Raw genomic sequence first — 24,514 nt, forward strand, 5'->3', positions numbered from 1 at the left:
AAGTAAAATAAATTTTCCAAGCGGAATTATTCCTCGCACCATTTTTTGACCTCTTCGATCGAGGGAGCCTTCAGGCCGAGTTTGTTTTTCTTGTTGAAGCCGCACAAGTCGTTGAAAAACTTGCCCGGAGCGAGCTTTTTCAGCGCTTCGACCGTGATGTAGCCCATTTTCTGGATCACGGGCACCCACTCTTCGGGAACGCCGATCTCGGTGTATTTCTCCACCGGATCGCTCACGGCTTTCTTTTCGGGGCGCATCTGCGGGAAGAACAGCACGTCCTGAATCGAAGCCTGATCGGTCATGAACATCGTCAGACGGTCGATGCCGATGCCCATGCCCGAACACGACGGCATGCCGTATTCCAGTGCGCGCACGAAGTCCATGTCGATGAACATCGCTTCGTCGTCGCCCTTTTCGCTCAGCTGGAGTTGCTCTTGGAAGCGCTCCAGCTGGTCGATCGGGTCGTTCAGCTCGGAGTAGGCGTTGCAAAGCTCCTTGCCGTTAACGAACAGCTCGAAACGCTCCGTCAGTTCGGGGTTCGAGCGGTGACGCTTGCACAGGGGCGACATTTCGATCGGGTAGTCCGTGACGAAGGTCGGCTGGACAAGCTCCTCCTCGCAGTACTGGCCGAAGATGGCGTCGATCAGCTTGCCCTTGCCCATCGTCGCGTCGGTCTCGACGTTCAGACGCTTGCAGGCTTCGCGCAGCTGCTCCTCGCTCTGGCCGGTGATGTCGTAGCCGGTCTTTTCGCGGATGGCGTCGGTCATCGACAAGCGGCGGAACGGCGCTTTGAACGAAATCTGCTTGCCGTCGAGCGTCAGCTCCGTCGTGCCGTTTACGGCCACGGCGACTTTTTCGAGCATCTGCTCGGTGAATTCCATCATCCAGAGGTAGTCCTTGTAGGCCACGTAAATCTCCATGACGGTGAATTCGGGGTTGTGCGTGCGGTCCATGCCTTCGTTGCGGAAGTTCTTGCCGAACTCGTAGACGCCGTCGAATCCGCCGACGATCAGTTTCTTGAGGTACAGCTCGCTGGCGATGCGCAGGTACTGGTCGATGTCGAGCGCATTGTGGTGCGTGATGAACGGACGCGCCGCGGCGCCGCCCGGAATAGGCTGGAGAATCGGGGTTTCGACCTCGACGTAGCCTTTCGAGTTGAAGAACTCGCGCATGGTCGAGATGATTTTGGCGCGCTTGACAAAGACCTCGCGTACCTGCGGATTGACCGCCAGATCGACGTAACGCTGGCGGTAGCGGACTTCGGGATCGGTGAAGGCGTCGAACGTCTGGCCGTCCTTCTCCTTGACCACGGGCAGCGGGCGGATCGACTTCGAGAGCACCGTGAACTTGCGGCAGTGCACCGACAGCTCGCCCGTATTGGTATGGAACGCGAAGCCTTCGACGCCGATGAAGTCGCCGATGTCGAGCAGTTTCTTGAACACCGTGTTATACAGCGTGGGATCGCCTTCGGGGCAGATGTCGTCGCGGCGGATGTAGACCTGAATGCGGCCCGTATGGTCCTGCAATTCGAAGAACGAAGCGCTGCCCATGATGCGGCGCGTCATGATGCGGCCTGCGATGCGGACGTCCCCGTAGTTGCCCTTGGTCTCGTCGAAGTTTTCGGCGATCTCCCGCGCCGTGGCCGTCACTTCGTAACGGGCGGCGGGGTAGGGGTCGATGCCCAGCTCGCGCAGGGCTGCGAGCGACTGTCTCCGGAGCTGTTCCTGTTCACTGAGTTCGATGCTCATATCGTATGTTTTTGAATGTTTTGACTGTTAACCGTGCAAAGTTAATAAATTCTGCCGAAATACGAACCGGGCGCGGTATGGAATAAAAAGGAGCCGCATTTTTTGCGGCTCTCCGTATTGTCCGGGATGTGTCGTCCGGGCGAGTTGTCCGGGGGCATTGGGAAGCGTCGTCCGGGACCTGTCTTCCGGAGGGTTGTCGTCCGGGATGCGTCAGCCGGCGGCGGAATCCCGGCGGATCAGGCGGCGGTAGGCCCGCAGTGCGGCGTATCCGAGCGCGGCGCCGACCAGCGTGCCCCATACGAGGTCCATCGGGAAGTGTTTGCCGAGGTAGATGCGCGAGTAGCAGATCACCACCGAGCAGACGACCATCAGCCCCGTGAACCAGCGGCGGCGGATCGCGCCGCAGGCGAGTACGGCCAGCGCGACGATGGTCGCGGCGTGCGCCGAGACGGTGCCGTACATGCCGCTGACGGCTTCGGGCGGGACGTGGACCGCCCAGTGGCGGGGGACTGCCTCGCGGCGCATGACGCGCAGCGAATCGGGCGTGATGTCCAGCCCTTCGAGCGAGGGGGTGAACATCGGGCGCGGGCGCGGTTCGAAATCAAGGAGCAGGCCGCCCAGCACTCCGTTGCTCTTGAAGATGCCCGACACCATGTCCGCGAGTCCGATCGCCGCCAGCATCAGCGCCGTGAAGATCAGCATGCCGCGCCAGCCGCTGTGCCGCCATATCAGCCAGAGGATCAGGGCGTAGAGCGGGAGCCACATGGCGGTGCCCGAAACGGTGAGCATCACGCGGTCCATAGCGGTGCCGCCGTCGAAATTGAGGGCAGAGAAAAGGTCGTGGTCGAAGGTATACATGGGTCAATGGATTTGTCGTAAATGGTCGCAAGCCGTTTTGGGCGCATTGCCGGAAGCCTCTCCGGGGAGCGGGGCCGGACTTGCAGACACGGCCGGCGGCCGTGGGAGGAACATACCGGGATGCAAGGCGGCCGTCATACGCAGTTTAAAACTGAAAGTAGATGAACGGTTGTATGTCGCTCGACTTGACCTGCATCACGCACCAGATCATCGCCGCCGCCATGACGATCTGCAGGACCAGCGGTGCGTGCGACACCAGCCGCTGCGCGAAGCGGTCCGCGCGTCCGGGCATCAGGTGGAGCAGGAAGCCTGCGGCGATCAGGGCGAAGGCGCCCGCATAGCCGGAGACGACCTGCGGGATCATCGCGGCGTTGAAGTTGTAGAAAATCTGGTGAAGCATCAGCTCGACGGTCTGCATCGACTCGGCGCGGAACATCAGCCACCCCAGACAGACGAGGTTGAACGTGAAGAAGATGCCGGCCGCGCGGCTCCACCAGTGCATCCGGTCGCCCGTGGCCTTGGCGCCCGGCACGACCGCCATCCAGAGCTTGTGCAGCGCCAGCGCCGCGCCGTGCAGCGCGCCCCAGAGGATGAAGCGGACGGCGGCGCCGTGCCACAGTCCGCCCAGCAGCATCGTGATGAGCAGGTTGCCGTAGGTGCGCAGTTTGCCTTTGCGGTTGCCGCCCAGCGAAATGTAGAGGTAGTCGCGCAGCCATGTGGAGAGCGAGATATGCCACCGCCGCCAGAATTCGGTGATGGTGGCCGACTTGTAGGGGGCGTCGAAGTTCTTGGGGAACCGGAATCCCAGCAGCAGGGCGATGCCGATGGCCATGTCCGAATAGCCTGAGAAGTCGCAGTAGATTTGCAGGGCGTAGCCGTAGATGCCCGCCAGACATTCGAAGCCCGAATAGAGCAGCGGCTCGTCGAAGATGCGGTCGACGAAGTTGAGCGAGATGTAGTCCGAAATGATCGCCTTCTTGAACAGACCCGTCAGGATCAGGAAGACGCCCGTGCCGAACATTTCGCGCGTCACGACGATGGGGTTCTGCCGGATTTGCGGGATGAAGTCCCTTGCGCGGACGATCGGCCCGGCCACCAGCTGCGGGAAGAACGAGAGGTAGAACAGGTAGTCGCACCAGTTGTCGAGCGGCTTGAGCTGACCGCGGTAAATGTCTATGGTATAGCTCATCGACTGGAAGACGAAGAACGAGATGCCGACGGGCAGGAAGATGTTCTGGAACTGCATGAATCCCTGCCCGAACATCTGGTTGGCGATGTCGATCAGGAAATTGGTGTACTTGAAGTAGGCCAGCATGCCGAGGTTCACCGCCACGCTCAGCACCACGAGCCACCGCTTTGCCCGCGTCGAGCGGGCGGCATGGATGCCTTTGGCGATCCAGTAGTCGCTCGTCGCGGCGAAGATCAGCAGCAGGAAGTAGATGCCGCTCGACTTGTAGTAGAAGTAGAGCGAAAAGAGGATGACGTAGACGATCCGGGCCATCGGGGCACGGCGGAACATGCTGTAGACGAGCATGAATCCGGCGAACAGAAACAGGAACAGCCCGCTGCTGAAGATCAGCGGCGACGAGGCGTCGTAGGTGAGCAGCGCCTGCAGCTTTTCCGGGATGCCGTCCAATGCGGGGAGTGTCATTTCAGCGGTGCGTTGAGGGTTTCCGGCGGAATGCCGGGGATCAGGTCGCGTTCGATCCGCCGGCGCCGCAGGCTGTCGAGCACGGCCTGCTCGGCCTGCCGGCGGATGCGTGCGGCTTCCGCTTCCGTATAGGCCCGGTTCGCCCCGGCGTTGAGGGCGTCGAAGAGCGACCACGCCACGCGCCGGCCGCCGGCATAATTGATGTGCGTGAAGTCCTTGCCGGCCCAGCCGTTGGCGACGAACTGCTCCATGCCGCCCAGCGAACGCATGGCGTCGCAGGTGGGCCAGAAGGCCGCTCCGGTGTTTTCGGCGGCGCCCCGCTGGTAGCCGAGCATGTGGGGAATGGCGTCCATCGGTTCGAAACCGGCGTCGGTCTTCACCGAACGGTCGCTGACGCCCAGCACCAGCACGGCGGCGGTCGGGAAGCACTGGCGGACGTAAGCCACCATCTTCTCGATCTGGCCGGCGTAGTTGGTGTAGTTGCTCACGCCCGTCTGCATGATGTTGAGTCCGTATTGCAGGATCACGAGGTCGTACCCCAGCAGGTCGTTCATCTGCGCATTGACCGACGGGTTGGTCCAGAACATCGCCTGCCCGTTGTTGCTGCGCACCGAGTAGTTGTCCACCACCACGCCGTCGGCTTCGAACACCGCGCCGTAGCCGATGAATCCCTCGTTGCCGGAGAGCACCTTGAACGAGAGCGAGCGGACGTGGGGAGCCGTGACGGCGATCTGGCGTATGTTCGGGGCGCCTTCGACCGTGAATTCACGGCGCAGCGAGTCGTTGAGCGTCAGCTCCACGCGGCTTTCGCCGGGGCTGATGAAGAAGACCCGCGCCGCGGTGCAGCTGTCGAGCCGCTTGCGGTAGTCGCTGTTTTCCCAGCGGGTCGAAGCTCCGGCCGCAGGCTGGCAGACCCAGCCCGAAACGTAGAAGTTCTCGCGCAGGTTCTGCGGCGCGGCCTTGCGCTGCATGATGTTGTAGGAGGTCCAGCCTTTCGACTGGGTTTTGATCGTGCGGCGGAACGCCGTCAGGGGCGAGGCCATCGGCGCGAAGCCCGCGCCTCCGCCGCCGTAAGCCTGCTGGAGCCTTTCACGCAGGTCGGCCGTGAGGATGTCGCCTTCGATGAACGAGTCGCCCAGCACGGCGATGCGCACCGGACGCCGGGCGCAGAGCAGCGTGTCGTAGAAAGCCCGCAGACGGCTCGAATCGGGCGTGCCGAAATCCTCGATCTCCACCAGCGTCGGGTTCAGCCGGGCGCTGTCGGGAACGACCGGCATGCGCCGGACGCTGTCCGGGGCGAGCGTCCATTCGAAGGTGATCTGTACGGGGCGCGGTGCGGAATCGGCTTCGATCCGCTCCGCTTCGATCCGTTCGGCGACCTGCTCCATATCGACGTGGAAATCCTCCTCGTCGAAGAGCGCAGGCTCCTCGGCCGCGGCGACCGCGTCATCGAACGCCACGAGGTCCGAGAGAATATTGGCCCGGCGGAGTTTTACGCCGCCCAGACTCTGAGGGGGGATGAAACTGACGGCCGTCAGCACTGCGATCAGCGCCAGCGCCGCGATCCATCCCCGGTGGATGCAGTCTTTTTCGGGGGTGTTCATCCGGGAATCAGTCGCGCCGTCCGAGGATTACGAAGACCCAGTAGAGAACCGACGCGACGGCGCTCAGTGCGGCTACGAGATAGGTGCGTGCGGCCCAGCCCAGCGCCTCTTTCGCCTGAGCGAGCTGCGCTCCCTGCATCGTGCGGCTGACCTGCAGCCACTCCAGCGCGCGGGCCGAGGCGTTGTACTCCACGGGAAGCGTGACCAGCGAGAAGATCGCCGACATGGCGATCATGCCTACGCCGATCCAGCACAGCAGGGCGTTCTGTGTGGTGGTCATGAGCACCAGTCCGAGGATGATGACCCATGTGGCGGCCGTCGAGGAGAACTGCACGACGGGCACCAGCTGCGAGCGGAGCGTCAGCGGCGCGTAGCCTTGTGCGTGCTGCACGGCGTGCCCGCACTCGTGGGCGGCGACGGCGGCCGCGGCGACGCTGGTCGAAGAGTAGACGCTGTCGCTCAGGTTGACGGTCATCGTCTGCGGGTTGAAGTGGTCGGTCAGGTGTCCGCTGACATGCGTCACCTTGACGTTGTGGATGTGGTTGTCGCGCAGCATCTTTTCGGCCACCTCGGCGCCCGTCAGCCCGCCGGGGAACTGGACTTTGGAGTATTTGCGGAACACCGACTGCAGGCGCGCCTGCACGGCGTAACCGGCGATGCCGATCACGATGATCAGTATGTACATTCCGATCATGGCTGCGGAGTAGTGGATTCCCTGAGAACCCGAATCCGCGTAATATCCCGACTGAAGCAGGGTCAAAAGCATGTGTGTCATAGTCTAACGGTTTTTTCTGTATGTGTAGTAAGCGCCCGCCTGCTGGGAGGGCATCAGTACCATTTCATTAACGTTCATATGGGCCGGTAATTGTGCGGCCCATGCGATCGCTTCGGCGATGTCGTCGCCCGTAAGCGGGGTGACGCCGTCGTAAACCCGGTCGGCGCGCTCCTTGTCGCCGTGGAAGCGCACCTCGGAAAATTCGGTCTCGACCATGCCGGGGCGGATCTCCGTCACCTTGATTCCGCTTGACAGCAGGTCGGCGCGCATGGACTGCGAAATGGCGTGCACGGCGTGTTTCGAGGCGCAGTAGACCGCGCCGTTTTCGTAGGCTTCGGTGCCCGCGATCGAGCCGATGTTGAACACGTGGCCGCCGCCCGCGGCGACCATTTTGGGCGTAACGACCCGCGTGACGTAGAGCAGTCCCTTGACGTTGGTGTCGATCATGGCGTCCCAGTCGGCCGTGTCGCCTTGGTCGATGTGTTCCAGCCCGGCCGCCAGTCCGGCGTTGTTGATGAGCAGGTCCACCCGTTCGAGGGGGCTCAGGAATTTGCGGACCTCCGCTTCGCTGCGCACGTCGAAGACGAGCGCGGTGCAGCGGCCGCCCGCCGCTTCGATTTCGCGGCGGAGCGTTTCGAGCCGTTCGGCGCGGCGTCCCGTCGCCGTTATGTCGTATCCTTCGGCCGCGAGCCGGAGCGCCGTGGCGCGTCCGATGCCCGATGTGGCTCCCGTGATCAGTGCCTGTTTTTTCATAAAGTGGGTTTATGATGGGCAAAAATACGAAATTATTGTGTTACTTTGCATAAATTTTCCAGCAAATTAAGCAGCCGTGAATCTCGCCTTTTTCATCGCCCGCCGGACGGCGCAGCGCACCCCGGAGAACAAACCCGGTGTGATGGAGCGTATCGCCGTGATTTCCGTGGCGTTGAGCGTCGCGGTGATGCTGCTGGCGATGGCCGTGATCATGGGTTTCAAGCAGGAGGTGTCCCGCAAGGTGGCCGCCTTTTCGGGACATGCCGTGGTGAACGGCGTGCGGGGCGTGGGGACGCTCGATTCGGACCCCGTGCGCCGCAGTGCCCGCGCCGAGGAGCTGATCCGCACCACCGAAGGATTCGTGTCGCTGGCCCCCTATGCCGTCAAGGGCGGTATCGTCCGTACGGCGGATGCCGTGCAGGGGGTGATGCTCAAGGGCGTGGACGGGGATTACGACTGGTCGTCGTTCGGCCAGTGGCTGGTGGAGGGCGAGCTGCCCCGTGTGGGCGATTCGGTGCGTACGAAAGATATACTGCTGTCGCGCGGCATGGCCGAGAAACTGATGCTCGGCGTGGGCGACAAGGTCGAAATGCTCTTCGTCGAGACCGGAGACAGGCCCCGGCGCGACCGTTTCAAGGTGGCGGGAATCTACTCGTCGGGAATGGACGAAATGGACGACGCGGTGATCATGACCGACCTGCGCAACGTGCAGCGGCTGGCGGACTGGTCGGACGGCGAGATATCGGGCTACGAGATTTTCACCTCGGACTTGGCCGGAGCCGACGATTTCGCCCGCAGGCTCGGACGGACCCTGCTCTACGACGATGCCGACGATACGGCGAACCTCGCCGTGAGTAGCGTGACGGAGCTTTATCCCAATATTTTCGACTGGCTGAAGGCCCATGACGTGAATGCCGCGGTGATTATCGGCATCATGCTCGTGGTGGCGTTTTTCAACATGACTTCGGCGCTGCTGATCCTCGTGCTGGAACGTACGCGGATGATCGGCCTGCTGAAGGCGTTCGGCATGCGCAACGCTACGCTGCGGGAGGTGTTTCTTTGGCGGGCGGCGTTCGTCACGCTGCGCGGACTGGCATGGGGCAACGCCGCGGGGCTGGCCGTGTGTCTCGTGCAGAAATATTTCCATGTCGTGAAACTCAGCTCCGAGGGCTACCTGCTCTCCGAAGTGCCCGTCGCGCTGGGGTGGGGCTGGTGGCTGGCGCTCAACGCCGGCGTCGTGGCGGCGATCGTCGCGCTGCTCGTGGTGCCGGCCTGCATAGTATCTACCGTAAAACCCGACGAATCGATCCGATACGAATGAAACCGTACAATACCGAACAGACCAAGAAAGAGGAGGTCCGCGAGATGTTCGACAACATCGCGCCGAAGTACGACCTGCTGAACCATACGCTCTCGATGAGCATCGACCGCATCTGGCGCCGCCGTGTGGTGCGCATCGTGCGCCGCTGCCGTCCGCACCGGATACTTGACGTAGCGACCGGCACGGGCGATCTGGCGATCGAGATGGCGCGCCGCATCCGCGGCGTGCAGGTGCTGGGCGTGGATCTTTCGGAGGGGATGCTCGACGTGGCGCGCCGCAAGGTGACGGCGCGGGGGCTCGACGGGCGCGTCGTGCTCGACGCGGGGGACGCCGAACACCTGCATGTGGCCGACGCATCGGTGGATGTGGCGACGGTGGCTTTCGGCGTGCGCAACTTCGGGGATCTGGATGCGGGGCTGCGCGAAATGGCCCGCACGATAAAGCCGGGCGGCAAGGTCGTTGTACTGGAGTTCTCGCGGCCCCGCAACCGGCTGTTCAGGGCGTTGTACGAATTCTATACCTATAAGATACTGCCCCGCATCGGCGGCATGGTGTCGAAGGACAAGCGGGCTTACGAATACCTCCCGGCGTCGGTCGGGGAGTTTCCGGCGCCGAAGGAGTTCATGGCGATGATGGAGCGCGCGGGGTTCAGGGAGTGCCGCGCCCGGAGCCAGAGTTTCGGGATCGCGCAGATTTACACCGGACAAAAGTGACGATGAACGCAAAACGCATACGACCGGGCAGTGCGCCCTCGGATAACCGCTTCTGCCGCCGGATTCGCTCTTCGGAAGAGGACGCTTCGGCGGGTCAGGCCCGTTCCTGTTCCGCTGCGGCGGGCGGGGGCGCGTCGGGGAGTCCGCTTTGTCGCCGGTCCGGGGCTGCGGGTGGCGTTTCGGGCTGCGGCCGGACTTTGGGGCGCATGCTGTTCTGCATACTGCTGCTGGGGGTCGTATTGCCGTTGGGCTCCTGCCGCCGGATGGCCGAGAAGGCGCAGCGAAACATCCGGCTCGAAGCGGTCGAGAAGGCCCGGCGGCAGGGGTTGTCGGGGGCCGAGATCGTATTGCGCGTAAAGAACGGCACGGGGCACAAGTTGAAACTGGAGAAGGCGTCGCTCACCGTTTACTATGCGGGAGGAGTCGTGACGAAGGTCGCTCTGCGCGAGCCGGCCGAGGCGCCCCGTCGTGCGACGGCGAGCGTCACGACGCTGTGGCGGATCCGGACTTCCGACCCGATGGCGCTCCATGTGATGACCAAGAAGATCCGGGAGGACGATATTTCGAAGATCGGCGTCTCGTTCGCCGTCGAGGGGCGCGGCGGTCCCGCGCGCGTAAAAATTTCGCGGGAGATGATGCCGTTGTCGGATTTTTTGAATATCTTTGGGCTGTCGTTGAACGACGTGAAAAACTATCTGGAAGAGTAATGCGCAGATCGCTGACCATCCTGCTGATTCTTTTTGCCGCCGCGGCTTACACGCCCCTGCGCGCGCAGTCGTTGGATGCGTTCAAGGAGCGGCTGGCTGCTCCCGTGGCGTCCGACGCCGCATTCGGCACGGCAAAGGTCACCGTTACGGAGTACGGGGATGCGGCGCGGGCCGTGAATGAAGCTTCGCGGGCGGGCGCCCGCCTGCGTTTCCCCGGTTACCGGGTCTGCATCTTCTTCGACAACGGTCAGGACGCCCGTGCCGGGGCCATCGCCGCCAAGCAGCTTTTCGAAGAGAACTATCCGGGAATCAAGGTCTACATGGTCTACGAGAATCCCTATTTCAAGGTCGCGGTCGGGGACTGTCTCACCACGGAAGAGGCCATCATTCTCAAGGGCAGGGTGTCGTCTGCTTTCCCCAAGGCTTTCGTCAAGAACGAAACCCTCTCCATTGCCGACCTTTTGAACTGAAAAACTTCCCTTTTCGAAAGTTTTTTAGTTTTTTATTTGCATTTATCCTGCTAATATCTAACTTTGCGGCGTTACAGAAAAACTAATAATTAAACATTTGACGTTATGAAAAAGATTTTCTCTTTTGTCGTCGTTATGGCTGCCGTCGCAATGGTAAGCTGCTGCGGTAATTCGAACAAAAAGGCTGCCGAAGGCGAAGCTGCCGCCGCTGCCGCTACGACCGAAGCCGCTGCCTGCACGGAGTGCACCGAGAAGTGCGACTCGACGGAGGCTTGCTGCGCCGAGAAGTGCGATTCGACCAAAGACTGCGCCGAGAAAGCCGAGGGCGAGTGCTGCAACAAATAGTTCTTGTCAGGCATTAGAGTGAAGGAGATTCGAAAGAATCCCCTTTTTTTGTGTCCGTATTTCCGGTCGCGGGGGCGGTGCGGCGCGTCTGTCCGGGCACTGCTGTTTTCTGAAAGCCATGGTCCGAGGGCCGAAAGCCATGGGCATGAGCTGAGTGTCGTGAGTCGTGAGCCGTGAGCTGGGATGCCGGAGCCGTTGAACCGGTGGGCGGCGTCTGCGGGGCTTTGCCGCGGCGGGGCCGTGCGGAGTTCTCCGGCGCGGAATGTGCGGTGTATAGCTGAAAAAATATATCTTTGCGAAAACTCTTGATACCATGAAAGTACTGCTGATAAACGGAAGCCCCCATCGCGAGGGAAACACTTTTATAGCCCTTTCCGAGGTCGCGCGGATCTTGGAGTCGGAGGGCGTGCAGGCCGAGATCGTCCATATCGGGACCAAGGCCGTGCAGGGATGTATCGCCTGCGGAAAATGCGCCGAGCTGGGGCATTGCGTCTTTTCGGACGCGCTCTATACGACGGTGCGGGAGAAACTCGCCGATGCCGACGGAATCGTCGTCGGTTCGCCGGTCTACTATGCCGGTCCCAACGGGTCGCTCTGCGCCCTGCTCGACCGTGTGTTCTATTCCTGCGGGAAATATCTCGCCTACAAGCCCGGCGCAGCGGTCGCCGTATGCCGCCGGGGCGGGGCGAGCGCGACGTTCGACCGGCTGAACAAATACTTTACGATTATGAACATGCCGGTCGTTCCGTCGCAGTATTGGAACAGCGTCCACGGACGTCTGCCGGGCGAAGCCCGCGAGGACGCCGAGGGGCTGCAGACGATGCGCGTATTGGCCCGCAACATGGCCCGCCTGCTGAAGGCGGGCGTCGGTCCGGCGCTGGCGCCCGAAGCCGAGGAGCGGCAGTGGACGCATTTTATCCGGTAGCGGAGCGCGGCCGGACGCGGTGCGCCGGATTGAGTGCGTCGCGGATATGTACGAAGGGAGCTTGGCTCCCTTTTTTTGTCGCACGGACTTCGTCCGGGGTGCTTCCGCGCTATTGTCCACGCATACAGCGGGGTGCGGAAAAGCCCGAAAAAATATCGGCCGGAGGGGGGCGGTTTTATGGAAAAAAACGATAACTTGCCGCCATGAAAGAGACCGTGCTCGAAAAACTCAAGGTGCTGGCCGAATCGGCCAAATACGACGTCTCGTGCGCGTCGAGCGGCGTTACGCGCCGGCATCGCGCGGGCGGTGTCGGCAGCACGGCGGGGTGGGGCATATGTCACTCTTTCACGGCCGACGGCCGCTGCGTCTCGCTGCTGAAAATCATGCTCACCAACGTCTGCATTTACGACTGCGCCTACTGCATCAACCGGCGCAGCAACGACATTCGGCGGGCGGCTTTCACGCCGGACGAGCTGACCGAGCTGACCATCGAGTTCTACCGGCGCAACTACATCGAAGGACTGTTTCTCTCGTCGGGCGTCGTCCGCAACCCCGACTATACCATGGAAAGGATGGTCCGCGTGGCGCGCGACCTGCGGACGGTGCACCGTTTCAACGGCTACATCCACCTGAAAAGTATTCCCGGCGCCAGTCCCGAACTGGTGGCCGAGGCGGGGCGTTACGCCGACCGCATGAGCGTCAATATCGAAATCCCGACCGAACGCAACCTGTTGCTGCTGGCTCCCGACAAGAACTATGAAAGCATCTACCGCCCGATGAGTTACATCCAGCAGGGGGTGCTGCAGAGCGCCGAGGAGCGCGGCCGTTTCCGCCATGCGCCCCGTTTCGCCCCTGCGGGGCAGAGCACGCAGATGATCGTCGGGGCCACCGACGAGAGCGACTGCGACATTCTGCTGCTTTCGTCGTCGCTCTACGACCGTCCCACGATGAAGCGCGTCTACTATTCGGGGTTTATTCCGGTGAATCCCTACGACAAGCGGCTGCCTGCGCTGGACAAAGCTCCGCTCGTGCGCGAAAACCGGCTTTATCAGGCCGATTGGCTGATGCGGTTCTACGGATTCCGGGCCGAGGAGATCGCCGACGAGCAGACGCCCCGGCTTGATCTGGAGATCGACCCCAAACTGGCGTGGGCGCTGCGGCATCCCGAATTTTTCCCGGTCGATGTGAACCGCGCGGACTACGAGGCGCTGCTGCGCGTGCCGGGCGTCGGGGTCAAGTCGGCGCGGCTGATCGTCAGCTCGCGGCGTTACCGCACGCTGACCATGCAGTCGCTGCGGCAGATCGGCGTGGTGATGAAGAAGGCGCAGTATTTCGTCCGCTGCCGCGAGCTGACCACGGGGCAGGGGGTGAACGAACTGCGGCCGGAGCAGGTGCGCCGTCTGCTGACTGCGCCTAAGCGGCAGAAACCGGATAAAAACGAGGGGCAGCTGACCCTTTTCTGAATGCGATGTTGGTTTTTCGTTATGATAAATCTTTCGACGGGCTGCTCTCGGCGCTGTTCGACGCCTATGCGATGCGGGCGTTCCCGGAGCAGCTGATCGGTCCCGGAGAGCCGGAACCGCTTTTTACGGAGCGCGTGCACGAGGTCGCGACCGATCCGGCGCACGCCGCCCGTGTCTGGCGCGGACTGGAACGCAGGCTTGTCGTCCGGGCGCGTTCGATGCTCGTCTACGCATGGCACGGGGAGCAGGAGCGGAGCGATCTGCTGATGCTGCGCTGCATGCGCCGGGTTTTCGACGAGGGCGGAGGCGTGCTGGCCGATCAGGCCGATCCCGACATGAAGGCGCTGCACCGGCTGGCGCTCAAAGTTTCGCACGAGTGCGAGCGGCTCAGGCAGTTCGTCCGGCTTCAGAAGGCTGCCGACGGCACCTATTTTGCAGCCGCCACTCCCGAACACGACGCCCTGCCGCTGTCGCTGGATTACTTTACGGACCGTTTCGCCGACCAGCGGTGGCTTATCTACGACCGGCGGCGCGATTACGGATATTATTACGACGGGCGGACGGCGCGCCGGGTGACGCTCGAAGACGACCGCGGCATGATCGCCGACAAGCTCGCCGACCGTTGGCTGGCCGAGGACGAACGGCAGTTTCAGCTGCTCTGGAAGAATTATTTCCGGGCGCTGGCGATTCCCCAGCGGATCAACGAGCGTCAGCAGCGGCGCATGATGCCCCGCCGTTACTGGAAGCATCTGACCGAAATGGAGTGAACGGGAGGTGTTGGCGCCGGAAATGAAAAAGTCCGCAGAAATAATCTGCGGACTTCGGTTTTGCGGGGCTTGCGTGTTTCACGCCTCTGGCGGAGAGGAGGGGATTCGAACCCCTGAAACCCTTTAGGGGTTTACTCGCTTTCCAGGCGGGCCAGTTCAACCACTCCTGCACCTCTCCTTGCGGTTCGCAAAGGTAATAATTATTTTCAGAATTTACCAATGATCGGCGATTTTCCGCTGCCGAAAAGATAAATTCGGCCCCTCCGGCGGCCCGGCCGTTTTGCCGGGCGCCGATCCGCAGCCGTTTTCGGAGGGGAATCCTCCCCGTCGCCGATTTAGAACGGATAGCCGATGGCCAAATGGAAACCGAGTCCGTCCTTGAAGCTGGAGATGTTGTAATAGCCCGTTTTGTCCGGATTCGGATAGGGCGTGTGCAGGCCGATTCCGAGATCGGCGCGGATGACCAGATAGCTGATGTCGTAACGCAGTCCGAAGCCCGTTCCCAGAGCGATTTCGTTGAGCAGCCCTTTCCATTTGAGTTCGGCGCCGGGACGCTTGGGGTCCTTTTTCAACAGCCAGATGTTGCCCGCGTCGAGGAAAACAGCCCCGTTCAGCCGTCCCATGATGCCGAAACGGTATTCGACGTTGGCCTCCAGCTTGAAGTCGCCGGTCTGGTCCAGATAGCCGTTGCGGTCGTCTGCGGGCGGGCGGTAGCTGCCCGGACCCAGCGACCGGATCGTGAAGGCCCGGATGCTGTTGGCTCCGCCGATATAGAACTGTTCGCTGTAGGGCATCACTTCGGAGTTGCCGTAGGCGTATCCCACTCCGACGAGAAAACGGGTGGCCAGCCAGTTGTTGCGGCGTCCGATGCGGTGGTAGAACTTCACTTCGCTCACCTCCTTGACGAACTGCGAGAAGCGGTTGCCGAACAAATGCTGCGGCTGTTTGCTGCCGAACAGGCTCAGGACGCCCGAAAGGATGTTTCCGGCCGAGGTGACGCTGTTCTGCCAGTAGAAACGGCGGTTGCCGGTGCGGCCGTAGGTTTTGTCGAAGGTGTAGGTGTAGTTGATCGACGGAACGAACTGGTTGCGGAAACTCATGGCGATCGCCGGATTCTCGTCCATCGTCTTGTCGAAAGCTTCGGTCGTGTGCAGCAGTTTGTTGTAGGTCAGCTTGAATACGGTCAGCGAATGGCGGCTGTAGGGCGAAGTCTGGAAATTGTAGCCCGCCGAGCCGCTGAAGGCGATCAGCCGGAAGAAGCTGGGGCGGTTCATCAGGTCCACGCCCAGCTGGAACGTCGTGCTGCCGGGGTATCTCAGCCTGCGCGTTGCGAACGACGGCAGCAGCAGCCGCGGAATGTTGAGGTTGGCGTTCAGCCCCAGTTCGTAGGAGTTGAGCCGCGACGAACGGCCCCCGGAGTTCTTGTTGCCCGTCTGCCATTCGTACGAGCCGTTCAGCTTCACGGCGAGCACCTCGCCGCCCCGGAAGAGGTTGTTGTTGCTGACCTTGAAGGTGATGCCCGGACCGATGAAGCTGTTCGACTTGGAGGTTACGTCGGTCTCCAGCGCCGCTTCCAGCGGATAGTCGAACTGGGCGTCGATGACCACGTCCAGCGTGTCGGCGCCCCGCAGCGAGTCGAGCGGCGTGACGCCCAGATTGACCGAGCGGAAAATGCCCAGTTTGTTGAGGGCGGTCTGCGTGCGGTTCTGAGCGTCCACGGTGAAGAGCTGGCCGGGTTCGAGCGAGAGCGTCCGAGAGAGTATCTTCGGGCGTATTTTCATCGGCCTTTGGGCGATGACCCGCACGTCCCGCAGGCGGAACGTATCGGCCGGACCGGGTTTGATGTTGGTGAGGCGGACCGTGATGTCGCCCACGCGGTAGGGTTTGAGGGCCACCTCCGGGACGTTCGGTTTGAGGTTCAGCCGCAGGTCGACCCGTCGCCGTTCGACGGTCGTGTCGGCGAGGTATTCCATGTATTCGGGCCGGAAATAATAATAGCCCCTGTTGCGCAGCAGCTGTGATATGCGCTTGCGTTCGAGCGTCAGCGAGTCCATGTTGTACTGCGCCCCGACCCGCAGCAGGGAGGTCGCCCGCATGCTGTCGATCAGGGGCTGCAGGCCGCCCCCGGCCTGCGGGTAGGAGATGTTCGAGTAGTACCACGGCGGCGCGATGCGGAGCGTATAATAGACCTTGGCCTTTCTGCCGTGCTTGCGGTAGAGCAGGGAGTCTTCGGCTTGGGAGCCGAAATAACCGTAGTTTTCGAGCACCTGCTCGGCGACTTTGGTCCGCAGTCCGGGCTGTACCTTGGAGATCAGCACGGGCTGTTTGGCCAGCCGCTTGTAGAGCCAGTATTTGAATCCCTTCTCCTTCGGCGTGTAGAGGTAGTTGTAGACCCAAAGGCCGATCGGCAGCGGCGTGCGGAGATAGGGGCTGTAAAGCGGGTTGTTCGGGGCCACGGAGAGCGGCTCCTTCACGGCCGATTCGGCCGCTGCGGAGAGCACGACGCCCGAATCGGGTTCGATCCGGATCTTCCTAACTCCCGTGTACAGGACTTCGTCCGTTCCCAGACGCCGGGTCGTGGAACAGGCCGCCGCGAGCAGTGCGGCGCAGAGGAGTATGCAGCTATTTCTGACGCGCATCGGACTCGTTTCGTTTTTGTTTTTCCTTTTCCGCTTTGGGACGCATCGGTTTGAACAGGTCGCCCAGCCGGAGCAGTTTCTTCCGGATGACGAAGCCCACGCCCGTCTCGGTGATCTCGCCTTCGAGGATGCTTTCGTAGCCGGTGTGGCGGAAGACCTTCAGATACATGTTGTCGCGTTTGGTCAGCATGTATTCGAGCGAAATGTCGTCGATCAGGTTCTCCTTCAGGTTCTGCGACGGGGCGGCGTCGGTGCTGAACTTGCCCCCGATGACGGCGCGCACGCGGTTGCTGAAGAGACTTTTGGACAGCCGGTACGAATAATCGGTCCGCTGGCCGTTCGGGTCGTCCTCGCCGTAGGAGTCGATGCCGAAGCTGAGGTCCACGCCCTTCAGGTTGTTCTGCGCCCACTGGTTCAGCTCTTTCTGTATGAACGAGTTGAGCGGGTTCTCGGTGCTGACCTTGGCGGTCGTTCCCGGACCGGTGTAGGTGTTGTAGATGAGCAGGTTCATCGCCTGATTGGCCCGCTGTTCGGCCGTCAGCGAATTGAGCTGGTTCTGCATCGTGAGGTCTTCGGGGGCGGACAGTCCGAAGCTGACTTCGAGGTCGTTCAGCGTATTGCGGATATTGATGGAGATGTTGAAATTCACCGAGCGCGAATCCTGCCCGTCCGCGGAGACGCTGGCCCGGACGGTTTCGACCGCCGTAATGTTGAAGGCCGGGTCGGCGACGTTTCCGACCCAGTCTACATAGCTGTCCGGCGTGATCTTGAATATCTTCTGGGAGATCACGGGCGGATTGTAGCGCACCGTCCCGCCCGAAAGGACGTATTTGCCCGACAGGCTGACGTCTCCCAGCGGATTCATCGTGAAGGTCAGGTTGCCGCCGCCTTGCAGGTCTATCCGGTTGCTGCCGTCGGCGGAGAGGTCCACGGCGGCTTGGACGTCGTCGTTGATGTCGACGTTCAGGAGGATGTCCATACCGCCGATCCGCACCGTCGGGGTGGCCTCGGCGAAGCTTTGGTTGTCCATGTCGCGGAACGAAACGAAGGTCACGATGTTCTGCGGACGCTCCTTCACGTCCATCGGCGAGTCCTGCATGACATAGTTGATGTCGGTGTTTTTGAGCAGTGCGACGCTGCCGCGGACGACGAGTTCGTCCAGAGGGCCTTTGGCCGTCGCGTCCAGATCGAGATAGGCTTTCCCGTAGACGTCCGTTCCCTCCTTCCGGGCCACGTTCACGAACTGGAAATCCGACGCCCGCAGCGCGATGTCGGCCGTTATGCGGCCGAAGTCGGTCAGATCGACGTAGCCTCCGATCGTCAGCGGGCTTTTGTTGGGGGCGGTGACCGCAAAGTCGTCGAACAGGACCCGGCTGTCGTCGATGCGGATCGTGTCGGAAGAGAGACGGAACGAAGTGCCGATCATCGGCACGCGGACCTCCGTCTGTGCGAACTGCAGACCGCCGTTCAACTGCAGCCGTTGCGGCGTTCCGCCCGCGTGGAGCTTCCCGGAGAGGATGCCGGAGAGACGGAGCATGTCGGCGGGCAGAAAGACGTCGGCCCGCTGCAGGGGGAATCCGGGGATCGACGCCGTGAGGTCGAGCGGGCTTTCCCGCTCTTTGCGGTAGTCGCCCCGCGCGGTCAGGACGTCGGCGCCGTCCAGCGTGAGCCGCACGTCGGCCTGCTGTTCCCGCCCTTGTGCATAGCGTACGCCCAGCCCGACGTCACCGAAGCGCTGCTTGTCGTACGAGAGTCCGGCGACTGAAACGTCGCCCCGGACAGCCAGCGAGTCGGCGCCCGTGTTCAGGGTCACGGCGGCGCCCAGCACGCCGCCGACGGGCGGGGCGGAGGGGAGCATCGCCAGCGCTCCGCCGATGTTCAGCCCTGCGATGTCGAGCCGGATGCCGCGGAGCGAGTCGGTTTCCGGAACGGTATGGATCGCAAACCGCTGGTCGCCGTGAGTCATGTCGAGGTCGGCGCTCAGGTTTCCGTCGAACCGGTAGACGAGGTAATTGCCGGGATTCACTGTCCACGGCTCGGAGCCGAATACCGGGGCGAGGGGCGTTACGGACGCACGGATCAGGCTGTCGTTCCACGCTGCGTCCACCCCGAAGCGGAATCCTTCCCGGCCTGCGCGGTTCTTTTGGTAGAAATTCACCGCTCCCGTGTTCCGTACGACGTGGCCGTACACTCCCGCGAGGGCTATGTTGTCCAGATTTCCGGGGGCGTTCGCCACGCGGAGGGCATATTCCAGCCGGCTCCCGTTCTGCACCGCGGACGCCGTCAGGGTGTCGAGAACGATGCTGCCGTAAGCCAGTTTTTCCACGCGCATCCGGAGCGATACGGGCAGGGAGTCGCAGTTCGTGCCGGCGATGTCGAGGGAGCTGAAAGCGATTCTTTTGGTTCTCAGGAAACTGCTGAGGATGTTGTCGCGTCCTGCCGAGACCCGCAGTCCGAAATCGGGCAGGACCGTTTTGAGCGAATCCATATCGACGTGTTGCGAGCGGATCTGCTGCGCCAGCACCCCGGCGCTCCGGGACGCGGCGGCGGTCAGCGAATCGAGCGGTTCGGGGGCGGCGAACGAGAGCGTCAGATCGCCGGAGGTCAGTCCGGCGCGGGTGGCTGTGGTGTCGGTGCCGAACGTGACGTTTGTCCGGCGGATGCGGTCCGTGCGGTTTTTGCTGCGGATTACGATGCTGTCCAGCGTGAGACGTGCGGCCATGCCGCCGGCATCCGAAGCGGAAGCGTCGGCGTCGAGCGCAAACGATCCGCCGATCTGCTCCGGGGTGATTCCCATGTCGGCCAGATCGAAGTCGAAGACATTGCCCGACACGCCGATCCGCTGTTCCCGCTCCGTCAGCGTTCCCGAAACGGACAGCAGCAGACGGAGCGCTTCGTCGCGGTCGGAAAGACGGCCGGAGAGGTGCTGGTTTTCGAGGTCCGCATCCAGCTCTATTCCGCCGAAATCGTGGCTCCGGTACTCCGCGCGGCCGATCCGCATCCGGACGCTTCCCCGTGTCTGCGGCAGCAACGGATCGAATCCGGCGCCCCCGGCCGTCAGCGTGAAATCCAGTGCGCCCAGCGAGTCGGCCGGAAGGAACCGGTTCAGCGGAAGGCTGTCGCATCGGACTTCCGCATCGTATATCTGTTTTTCCGGGTCGATCCGGCCGTTCAGCGTCAGCTGGCCGCCGTCGGCGTTCAGCGTCGAGGCGAGCGAGTAAAGTCCCCGGTCCGCGTCCGCCGCTCCGCGGAGCGTGATCCGTTCGGGAATCGTCACGCGCCGCCGCAGGGCCGTGTCGGGCAGCATCTCCAGCAGAAAAGCCATGTCGCGGAACTCCCCTTCGAAACGGGCCGCGGCTTCCAGCCGCTCCGGGGCGAGCAGGTTTTTCGCGGTGCCGTTCACCGCAAGGTCGATATGTCCGGGCGACGAGATGTCCAGCCCCGCCTTTTTGATGTCGCCCAGCGTTCCCGCCGCCGAAAGCTTGATCCGGACGATCCGGTCGTCCAGCGCGGCGGGAATCAATTGCGGATAGAGCAGTTTTATCTCCTCCGTATTCAGGCTCGCCGAGAGGTCGGCGGTCAGCGGGGTGTCGGGCGCCATTCGCATGATTCCGGCTCCGGCGTGCGCCTCGGCCCGGACGCCGGAAAGCGGCGTCGCAAGTTCGAACCCGGAGAGCGAAATGCCGGTGGAGTCCATTGCGAACGCTCCGGCGGCATTCCGTACGGACAACCCGCTGCGCTCGGTAAACGCCAGCCGGCGGATCCGAAGGGCGATGTCGGCGCCCCGGTTGTAGATCGAATCGACCGACAGGTCGAGCGGCGAGAGGACGATGAACGCCGGATCGAATCCCGCCGCGGGGCGGTGGTGCAGCGTTCCGTATTCGAGGCTGTTGTCGTTCAGCGCGACGCTGCCGACCCGGACGGTCCACGGCAGGGCGGGAGCTTCGCCGTCGTCGGCCGCTGCGTCGTGGGGTGATGATGCGTTGTCTGCGGCCGCTGTTTTATCGGGGTGCGCCGCTTTGCCCTGAGTCGCTGTTTTGTCGGAGGGCGCCGCTTTGCTCCGGGCCGTCGTTTTGTTCGAGGCCGTTCTCTTGTCCGGAACAGCCGTCTTGTCCGGAGCCTTTTCTCCGGCGTCCGCCGGGGCCGTCAGGTAGGCGTATCCGCCCCTGTTCAGCAGGATGCTTTTCACGGATGCCTGCCGGCTGTCCAGCAGAACCCGGCAGCTATCCACCTCCCCGTCCGGCAGCCGGACGGAGAGGTCGGTTGCCGCTGGGGCGGTCCGCATCCCGAAGACGAGGTTTGCGACCGTCAGTTTCCCGACGTCGATCTGCCACGGCAGGGCCGCGGCGCTGTCCGCCTTTTCGGCGGGAGCGCTCTCCGCCGTATTCAGAAATACATCCCCGTCAGTCAGCGCGATACGGGAAATGCCGACCGTTTTGGCCGGCAGGCCGACCCGGCAGTCGTTCACGGCGAACTGTCCGGCGGCGACCTTCAGGTCCATGCCTGCCGTGGAATCTCTGTAATGCGCCGCGAGTTTTGCCAGTTCGAGACTCCGCACGGCGACCTCTTTGCGGAGCAGGGGCCACACGGCGACATCCAGCGAAAGGTGTCCGCAGGAGAGGAGCGTGTCGCCCTTGTCGGTCAGCAGCGTATTGTCCACGGACAGCCGCAGCGGGAAGGAGAGCCGCAGACGCTCCACCGACAGGTCCATTCCGAGCGTCCGGGATGCGTAGCCGACAGCCTTGCCCCGGACGAAATCCTGAACGGCCGGGATGTAGAGCAGGGCGGGGACCAGCATCAGGACGAGGAGGATGACGAGCAGCGTCCGGAACGTATATTTCAGTATCTTTTTCAGCATTTGCAGAGTGACTGATTCCGTGTTTGTCAGGCGGCGACGCGTCTGCGTGCGATTGTCCGGCCGGTGCGCGGGGCCTGCGAAATTTCGCGCAAATTACTAAAAACCCGATGATCGGGCAAGGGCTTCGCTCCCCATAAACGGTCTCTTTTTAAACAATTATCGTCTTTTCCCTTCCCGTGTTGCCGCCGGTCGTGCGAAAAGTCGTTTAAACGTTCCGGGCGGATTCCCCGAAATCGAATCGCAGCTGCACGCACTCGGTGCAGGCTTCGGGCGAATTGCCGACCGTAAGGCCGATCAGGCGGATCTTCCGTCCGCGGAAATCGACCGCCGCCAGCAGCTCCTCGGACACCTGCCTGAGCGTTTCGGCCGAATTGACGGGAGCGAAAAGCGTCTTCGACCGGGTTATCTGGCGGAAATTGTCGAACTTGAGTTTCAGCACGACGGTCTTTCCCTTGAATTCGTGCCGCATCAGGCGGTTCCAGACCTCTTCGCGCACGGCCGACAGCTCCAGCCGCAGCTGTTCCCGGTCGTCGGTATCTTCGGCGAAGGTCGTCTCCGCGCCGAGCGATTTGCGGATGCGGTTCGGCGTGACCTCGCGTTCGTCGATGCCGCGGGCATAGCCGTAATAGCTGTGTCCGGCCTTGCCGAAATGGCGGACCAGCTCCGCTTCGTCCCGCAGCCTGAGGTCGGCGCCCGTATGGATTCCCATGCCGTGCATCTTCCGGGCCGTCACCTCCCCGATGCCGAAGAACCGCTCGATGGGAAGGGCCGCGACGAACTCTTCGATCTGTCCGGGCGGGATCGTGAACAGTCCGTCGGGTTTCCGGTAGTCCGAAGCGATCTTGGCCAGCATCTTGTTGACCGATATTCCGGCCGATGCGGTCAGTCCGGTTTCGGCGAGGATGCGGGCTTTGATCTCGCGGGCGGCGAGGGTCGCCGAGCGCAGGTGCGTCACGTCGAGGAACGCCTCGTCGAGCGAAAGAGGCTCGACGAGTTCGGTGTAGTCGCGGAAGACGGCGCGGATCTGCCGCGACACCTCCTTGTAGACGTCGAAACGCGCCGGCACGAAGATCAGGTTCGGACAGAGCCGTTTCGCCAGCGCGGAGGATATCGCCGAACGCACCCCGTAGGGCCGGGCTTCGTAGCTGGCCGTGGCGACGACGCCCCGCGGGCCGTCATGGCCGACGGCGATCGGCCGGCCCCGGTATTCGGGGCGGTCCCGCTGTTCGACGGAGGCGTAGAACGCATCCATGTCGATGTGTATGATTTTCCGTTGCGTCATGGTGGTGATTCCTGCAAAGATAGTGAATAAATGCCGCTCTTTCGTCCGGTGATTTTGCGTATCTTTGTCTCCGGATTAATTCTGAAGAAAATGGCGGACGACTATTTAGGACGGAAAATGGAAGAGTATCTGGCCCGGACGGCATCGGGGCCGCGCAATCGCAGGCCGTTGGCGACGCTGGGCAGGCTACTGCTCAAAAACCGGAGCCATCGCGGTTACGACGCGCGGTTCGTCGTGCGCGGGGATCAGCTCCGGCGCATTATCGGCGTGAATGCCAAAATCCCCTCGGCGCGGAATCAGCAGGTGCTGCGCTTCCGGCCCGTACTGGCGGACGAGGCTCCCAAAGTATTGCCCCATATCCGGCTGGGAGGGGCTTTGCCCGAACTTCATCTGCCCCTGCCGGGGACCGAGCCGAACGCTTTCATCATCATCTGCTCGACGGTCGCCGAGGACCGCTATGTCGATATCGATCTGGGCATTTCAGCCCAGAGCATGCTGTTGCAGGCGGTCGAAATCGGGTTGAACGGCATCTGCATCGGAGCGTTCGACAAGGAGCCGATCAGGCGGGAGTTCGGACTGGATGCGGAGCCGCTGCTGATTCTCGCACTCGGCAAGGGCATCGAGAAGATCGAGCTGACGGAGATCGGCTCCGACGGCGACCGCGCCTATTACCGGAAAAACGGGACGCACTATGTCCCCAAAGTCCGTCTGGAGGATCTGCTGATCGGATGATGCGCCCTCTTTCCGCGTCGGGCGGGTGGCCGTGCGGCAGCTTAAAGCTCCGTGCCGTTGGCCGCGAGGATGCCGGCGTTGAGATAGGTGGCGAAGAGTATCCAGCAGAGGTACGGAACGAAGAGCCACGCCGCTCCGGCCCGGATTTTCCCGCTCTGCGCAATGTAGGCGGCGACGAGAATGTCGAGCAGCGCGATGTCGATCATTCCCAGCAGGGGGCTTCGGCATACGAAGAAGAGGATGCTCCACAGCACGTTGAATCCCAGCTGTGCGAACCATAGCGCCATAACCCTCCGGCGCAAGGGCGAGACGGAGGTCAGAACCAGTCCGGCGGAGAGGCCCATGCAGAGGTAGATGATGCTCCATGCGATGGGAAATGCCGCATTGGGCGGCGTCAGCGCAGGTTTTACCAGATGCGGATACCATTCGCGGATCGCGTCGTTCTGCCACCATCCGACCAGCCCTCCCAATACGAAGCAGAGCAGTGTGGGAAGAATATAAGCCCAAGCCTTTTTCATCGTTCAGCCGTTTCTGATTGTGTGTGCAAAATCGGTGCCCGCCCTGTTGCCGGACGATCCGGCGGCGTGAATCCCCTGCAGGTCTGCCGGACGGTCGGCGGATAAAAGACGGGACTGCCTGAACCCGGTCAGACAGTCCCTTGCGACACTCTATCGAAAGACGAACTGCGTCGTTAGCAGTTGCCCTGCGATTTTTTGGTGTACTGGTTGTGTCCTTCGGGATTGTTGCTGCGCGATACGCGGCCCGTGGCGGACGACTGGCTTTTGGCGGTTCCTCGGCTCGTCGAGCTGGCGTGCGAGGTGGTCGTGCGGGACGACTTGGTCGCCGATTTGTTTTGTCCGGTCTGCGTGCGGCCGGCGGTCTTGTTGGTTGACTCTTTCATGA

General features: G+C 62.4%; 20 protein-coding genes and 1 tRNA gene. 9 read left to right on the forward strand and 12 right to left on the reverse strand.

All coding sequences use genetic code 11. The features are described 5' to 3' along the window. Nucleotides 1–26: 26 nt before the first annotated feature. The 6 genes from lysS to ALFI_RS08590 all read right to left on the reverse strand — a co-directional run bounded on the left by lysS (nt 27) and on the right by ALFI_RS08590 (nt 7,389). The gene (gene lysS, locus ALFI_RS08565; protein ID WP_014775505.1) at nt 27–1,748 is read right to left on the reverse strand and encodes a lysine--tRNA ligase; all 1,722 of its coding nucleotides are present in this window, start codon (nt 1,746–1,748) and stop codon (nt 27–29) included. 210 nt (nt 1,749–1,958) lie between these two features. Beyond that, a complete protein-coding gene (locus ALFI_RS08570) occupies nt 1,959–2,606 on the reverse strand; it encodes a phosphatase PAP2 family protein (RefSeq protein WP_014775506.1) in 648 nt (215 codons plus the stop codon). Nucleotides 2,607–2,751: 145 nt separating this feature from the next. Then, on the reverse strand, nt 2,752–4,257 hold the full coding sequence (locus tag ALFI_RS08575) for an MBOAT family O-acyltransferase (protein WP_014775507.1): 1,506 nt from the start codon (nt 4,255–4,257) through the stop codon (nt 2,752–2,754). Beyond that, on the reverse strand, nt 4,254–5,861 hold the full coding sequence (locus ALFI_RS08580; RefSeq protein ID WP_014775508.1) for an SGNH/GDSL hydrolase family protein: 1,608 nt from the start codon (nt 5,859–5,861) through the stop codon (nt 4,254–4,256). The genes ALFI_RS08575 and ALFI_RS08580 overlap by 4 nt, the downstream gene beginning before the upstream one ends. A gap of 7 nt (nt 5,862–5,868) precedes the next feature. Beyond that, nucleotides 5,869–6,636: a zinc metallopeptidase gene (locus tag ALFI_RS08585; RefSeq protein ID WP_009597197.1), complete on the reverse strand. Its 768-nt coding sequence runs from the start codon at nt 6,634–6,636 to the stop codon at nt 5,869–5,871. Nucleotides 6,637–6,639: 3 nt separating this feature from the next. Then, on the reverse strand, nt 6,640–7,389 hold the full coding sequence (locus tag ALFI_RS08590) for an SDR family NAD(P)-dependent oxidoreductase (RefSeq protein ID WP_009597204.1): 750 nt from the start codon (nt 7,387–7,389) through the stop codon (nt 6,640–6,642). Nucleotides 7,390–7,465: 76 nt separating this feature from the next. On the opposite strand from ALFI_RS08590, the gene ALFI_RS08595 reads away from it, so the two are divergent. The 8 genes from ALFI_RS08595 (at nt 7,466) to ALFI_RS08630 (ending at nt 14,100) form a co-directional block, all read left to right on the forward strand. Then, on the forward strand, nt 7,466–8,710 hold the full coding sequence (locus ALFI_RS08595) for an ABC transporter permease (RefSeq protein WP_014775509.1): 1,245 nt from the start codon (nt 7,466–7,468) through the stop codon (nt 8,708–8,710). After that, nucleotides 8,707–9,423, forward strand: coding sequence for a bifunctional demethylmenaquinone methyltransferase/2-methoxy-6-polyprenyl-1,4-benzoquinol methylase UbiE (gene ubiE, locus ALFI_RS08600; protein ID WP_009597205.1), 717 nt, complete (start codon nt 8,707–8,709; stop codon nt 9,421–9,423). Before ALFI_RS08595 ends, ubiE begins: the two co-directional genes overlap by 4 nt. 2 nt (nt 9,424–9,425) lie before the next feature. Next, on the forward strand, nt 9,426–10,130 hold the full coding sequence (locus ALFI_RS08605) for a hypothetical protein (protein WP_014775510.1): 705 nt from the start codon (nt 9,426–9,428) through the stop codon (nt 10,128–10,130). Next, nucleotides 10,130–10,600: a hypothetical protein gene (locus ALFI_RS08610; protein WP_014775511.1), complete on the forward strand. Its 471-nt coding sequence runs from the start codon at nt 10,130–10,132 to the stop codon at nt 10,598–10,600. The genes ALFI_RS08605 and ALFI_RS08610 overlap by 1 nt, the downstream gene beginning before the upstream one ends. A gap of 105 nt (nt 10,601–10,705) precedes the next feature. Then, nucleotides 10,706–10,945 (forward strand): hypothetical protein, encoded by a 240-nt coding sequence (locus ALFI_RS08615; RefSeq protein WP_009597244.1) that lies wholly within the window; start codon nt 10,706–10,708, stop codon nt 10,943–10,945. Between the two features lie 313 nt (nt 10,946–11,258). Further along, entirely contained in the window at nt 11,259–11,870 is a 612-nt protein-coding gene (locus ALFI_RS08620) for a flavodoxin family protein (RefSeq protein ID WP_014775512.1), read from the forward strand. Nucleotides 11,871–12,073: 203 nt separating this feature from the next. Continuing rightward, complete coding sequence (locus tag ALFI_RS08625) at nt 12,074–13,333, forward strand: putative DNA modification/repair radical SAM protein (protein WP_014775513.1); 1,260 nt, start codon at nt 12,074–12,076, stop codon at nt 13,331–13,333. Nucleotides 13,334–13,338: 5 nt separating this feature from the next. Beyond that, nucleotides 13,339–14,100, forward strand: coding sequence for a TIGR03915 family putative DNA repair protein (locus ALFI_RS08630; protein ID WP_014775514.1), 762 nt, complete (start codon nt 13,339–13,341; stop codon nt 14,098–14,100). A gap of 87 nt (nt 14,101–14,187) precedes the next feature. Here the strand turns inward: ALFI_RS08630 and ALFI_RS08635 are convergent. From ALFI_RS08635 to dinB, 4 genes are all read right to left on the reverse strand, one after another. Further along, nucleotides 14,188–14,278 (reverse strand) — tRNA-Ser (locus tag ALFI_RS08635). A gap of 157 nt (nt 14,279–14,435) precedes the next feature. Then, the gene (tamL, locus tag ALFI_RS08640; RefSeq protein WP_009597192.1) at nt 14,436–16,739 is read right to left on the reverse strand and encodes a translocation and assembly module lipoprotein TamL; all 2,304 of its coding nucleotides are present in this window, start codon (nt 16,737–16,739) and stop codon (nt 14,436–14,438) included. Further along, nucleotides 16,723–21,597, reverse strand: a complete 4,875-nt coding sequence (locus ALFI_RS08645; protein ID WP_014775515.1) for a translocation/assembly module TamB domain-containing protein — start codon at nt 21,595–21,597, stop codon at nt 16,723–16,725. Before ALFI_RS08645 ends, tamL begins: the two co-directional genes overlap by 17 nt. Before the next feature lie 205 nt (nt 21,598–21,802). Further along, nucleotides 21,803–22,879 carry a DNA polymerase IV gene (gene dinB, locus ALFI_RS08650; RefSeq protein ID WP_014775516.1) on the reverse strand — a complete coding sequence of 359 codons (1,077 nt, stop codon included), beginning with the start codon at nt 22,877–22,879 and terminating at the stop codon, nt 21,803–21,805. A 90-nt stretch (nt 22,880–22,969) separates the two neighbouring features. Between dinB and ALFI_RS08655 the strand changes: the two genes are divergently transcribed. After that, a complete protein-coding gene (locus tag ALFI_RS08655; protein WP_009597210.1) occupies nt 22,970–23,611 on the forward strand; it encodes a nitroreductase family protein in 642 nt (213 codons plus the stop codon). 41 nt (nt 23,612–23,652) lie between these two features. Here ALFI_RS08655 and ALFI_RS08660 read toward each other — a convergent pair whose 3' ends face one another. Both ALFI_RS08660 and ALFI_RS08665 read right to left on the reverse strand, forming a co-directional pair. After that, complete coding sequence (locus tag ALFI_RS08660) at nt 23,653–24,129, reverse strand: TspO/MBR family protein (RefSeq protein WP_009597169.1); 477 nt, start codon at nt 24,127–24,129, stop codon at nt 23,653–23,655. Nucleotides 24,130–24,302: 173 nt separating this feature from the next. Then, nucleotides 24,303–24,512 (reverse strand): hypothetical protein, encoded by a 210-nt coding sequence (locus ALFI_RS08665; protein ID WP_009597228.1) that lies wholly within the window; start codon nt 24,510–24,512, stop codon nt 24,303–24,305. Nucleotides 24,513–24,514: the final 2 nt, after the last annotated feature.

The sequence above is a fragment of the Alistipes finegoldii DSM 17242 genome, from assembly GCF_000265365.1.
Taxonomy (GTDB): domain Bacteria; phylum Bacteroidota; class Bacteroidia; order Bacteroidales; family Rikenellaceae; genus Alistipes; species Alistipes finegoldii.